The following is a 3,212-nucleotide window of genomic DNA, read 5'->3' as shown; positions in this document are numbered from 1 at the left end:
TGACCCCGGACATGCGCATCGCCAAGGAAGAAATCTTCGGCCCGGTCATCACCCTGATGGCCTATGACAACCTCGACCAGGCGGTCGAAATGGCCAACGACACCGAATACGGCCTGTCGGCGGCGATCTCGGGCGATCCGGCCAAGGCGGCACCGGTTGCAGCCAAGCTGCGCGCCGGCATGGTCGCGATCAACAACTGGGGCCCGAGTCCGGGCGCCCCGTTCGGCGGCTACAAGCAGTCGGGCAACGGCCGTGAAGGTGGCCTCGCCGGTCTCAAGGACTTCATGGAAATGAAGGCGATCAGCGGCCTTCCGGCCTGATCCCTCGGCCCATCAAGGCTAACGGCAGCCCCCTTCCCGCCCCGCGCGTGGAGGGGGTTTCCTTTTTGGGAGCGACGCAGCACAACCATAACCGGTCACCCCGGACTTGATCCGGGGTCCCGCTGGATCTTTCGGCAAAACGCTACTCTCACAGAAAAGCTGGCCCCCGGATCAAGTCCGGGGTGACGAATAGGCGGAGCGAACGCCCCTTAAAGGTCCAGCTTGTATTGCCCCCGCCCGCCATGCGCGCCGTCCTTGGTGCGGCCATCGAGCGGGCTGTCGTCATGGCGGCTGGCGGTGGCGGCAGCGATCAGGCGGTCCTGTTCGTCCGTACCAAACCGGACCCAGCCATCGCGGCCCAGCTTTTCAAGCGGGCGGTAGCGCACCTTGTACTGCATCCGCGGCGAACCTTCGACCCAGTAGCCAAGGTAAACGAAAGGCAGCCCTTCCGCGACCGAGCGGCGGATGTGATCGAGGATGATGTAGTTGCCAAGGCCCGTGCGGTTGGTCAGCTCGGTCTCGTAGAAGCTGTAGATCATCGACAGGCCATCGCCCTGCCGGTCGGTCAGGCAGCAACCGACGAGGCGGCCGGGCGTGCCGTCGATAGTCGGCTCGCGGTATTCGACCATCCAGGTTTCGACCGGCGTATGTTCGACCATGTCGGCGAAATCGGTTTCGTCCATCGTCGCCATGCCGCCGCCGGGATGGCGCACGCCAAGGTAACGCTGGAGCAGTTCGAACTGTTCGGAGGTCGACCAGGGACGGCAGACCGTGACGACCAGATCGGAATTACGCTTGAGATTGCGCTTCTGCGTGGTGGAGGGACGAAACTCTTCCGATACCACCCGGACCGAAACGCAGGCCGCGCAATCGACGCACGACGGACGGTAAGCCACGGTCTGGCTGCGGCGGAACCCGATCCGGCCCAGCGCATCGTTGAGCTGGTCGGCATGCGGGCCCTTGAGCTCGGTGAACACCTTGCGTTCGCTGCGCCCGGGCAGATAGGGGCAAGGCGCCGGGCTCGTGACGAAGAACCGGGGAAAGCGAACAGGTGCCGTCACGGAGCGAACCAAATCCTTAAGCAGGGACTACGGTTCGCACTATGCCGCTCGCACCGGCGCGTTGAAAGCTTTTTAACTATGAAACTTGGTTAAGCATTCGTTATTTTGCACAGCCGGACGCAGGCCTGCCGGACGCGGGCGCAAAACGGGACAGCCGCAGCCGCCCCGGTTAAGACGATCAGTTAAGTTCCACCTGATCGACCGCGTATCCCTTTGCACGCAGGCTTTCGACCAGTGCATCGAGTTGCTCGCGGTCGCGCGCTTCGCATTCGATGTCGGTGATCAGGCCTTTTGCCGGCAGGGTCGTGAAGATCCGCTGGTGATAGATCTCGATGATGTTGACGTTGTGATTGTCGAACTCTTTCATCACCTTGTAGAGCGCGCCGGGGCGGTCCTGCAGGGTCAGGCGCAGCCGCGCCAGCCGGCCCGAGCGCGCCAGATCGCGCAGCAGCACGTTGGCAAGCAGGCGCGTGTCGATGTTGCCGCCGGTCAGCGGGATGCCGATCTTGCGGCCCTTGAAGCGCGCCGGATGGGCCAGCACGGCGGCCAGGCCAGCCGCGCCCGCGCCTTCAACGACAGTCTTTTCGATCTGCAAGAGCAGCGAGACCGCGCCTTCCAGCGCCCCTTCGCTAACCAGTACGAAATCGTCGAGCAGGCCGTTCAACACCTCGAACGTAAACTTGCCCGGCTCCTTAACGGCGATCCCTTCGGCCAGGGTGTCGCCGCCGCAAGGCAGATCGGTGTGCTTGAGCTTGTTGTACATCGAGGGAAACAGCTGCGCCTCCACCCCGACCAGCCCGATGTCGGGCTTGATCCCGCGCGCGGCCGCCCCCATGCCCGAGGCGAGCCCGCCCCCGCCAACCGGGATCACCAGCATATCGAGTTCGGGCACGTCTTCGAGCATTTCGAGCGCAACGGTGCCCTGCCCGGCGGCAACGTGCGGATCGTCGAACGGGTGGACGAAGGTCAGCCCCAGTTCGCCTTCCAGCTTGCGCGCGTGCGCATAGGCCTCGTCAAAGGTTTCGCCTTCGAGCACGACCTTGCCGCCAACCGCTTCGGTCTGCTGGACCTTAACCGTCGGCGTGGTGCGCGGCATGACGATCGTGACCGGGATGCCAAGGCGCGTTCCATGATAGGACAGGCCCTGCGCGTGGTTGCCGGCCGAAGCCGCGATCACGCCGCGGTTGCAGCGTTCCCCGCCCAGCAGCAGCATCGCGTTGAGCGCGCCGCGCTCCTTGTAGGCGGCGGTGAATTGCAGGTTCTCGAACTTCAGCCAGATCTCGGCCCCGGTAATCTGCGACAGGGTCCGCGAATAAAGCGTGGGGGTACGCACCACCGCGCCTGCGATGCGCGCGGCGGCGGCCCGCACATCGGCGAGAGTGAGCAGCGACGCGGCGCTGCTGGCGGCCTGGTCTAGCGTCTGTTCCATTGGCGAGGGGCCGTAACCGATGTGCGGTTGCCTTGCAAACCGCTTGGCAGGGCGGAATCGTCCTAAAGACGCGATTAACCACCCTCGTTTGCCCAATTGCGATGCCTGCCGGGCATATTGCGCTCAGCCGGCGGCCTGCAGCCTTCGGATGGGGGCAACATTCGGATGACGGTCAGGTGGCAGCAGAGTTGGCTTATCGGCGCGGCCGCGCTGCTTTGCGCCCTTGCCCCCAATCCTGCCAGGGCAGACGCGGCCCGGCCCGCACAGGCCGATGCCCAGATCCTCGAATCGATTCAGTTCGCGGTCCTGCTCGACATGAATTTCGGCAAGGTCGTCTCTAACGGGCAGGCCGGGGTGCTCGATCTCAATCCCTCGTCCACTGGCCGCACCTGCGACCCGACG

4 protein-coding genes are annotated in these 3,212 nt (G+C 64.6%); 2 read left to right on the top strand and 2 right to left on the bottom strand.

Features of this window, described 5'->3' with window-relative positions:
• Positions 1-320, top strand: a 320-nt coding sequence (locus tag ACE3SN_RS16505; protein WP_374531878.1) for an aldehyde dehydrogenase family protein, incomplete at its 5' end; no start/stop codon positions are given.
• 209 nt (positions 321-529) lie between these two features.
• On the opposite strand, the gene ACE3SN_RS16500 is transcribed toward ACE3SN_RS16505, so the two are convergent.
• Positions 530-1,381 carry an arginyltransferase gene (locus tag ACE3SN_RS16500; RefSeq protein ID WP_374531877.1) on the bottom strand — a complete coding sequence of 284 codons (852 nt, stop codon included), beginning with the start codon at positions 1,379-1,381 and terminating at the stop codon, positions 530-532.
• 178 nt (positions 1,382-1,559) lie between these two features.
• Entirely contained in the window at positions 1,560-2,810 is a 1,251-nt protein-coding gene (locus ACE3SN_RS16495; RefSeq protein WP_374531876.1) for a threonine ammonia-lyase, read from the bottom strand.
• 165 nt (positions 2,811-2,975) lie between these two features.
• Between ACE3SN_RS16495 and ACE3SN_RS16490 the strand changes: the two genes are divergently transcribed.
• On the top strand, positions 2,976-3,212 hold a 237-nt coding region (locus ACE3SN_RS16490), incomplete at its 3' end, for a hypothetical protein (RefSeq protein WP_374531874.1).

This window comes from Novosphingobium sp. (genome assembly GCF_041915465.1).
Lineage (GTDB): Bacteria > Pseudomonadota > Alphaproteobacteria > Sphingomonadales > Sphingomonadaceae > Novosphingobium.
The sequence above is the reverse complement of the archived record's forward strand: the minus strand, read 5'-3'. Positions and strand labels throughout refer to the sequence as shown.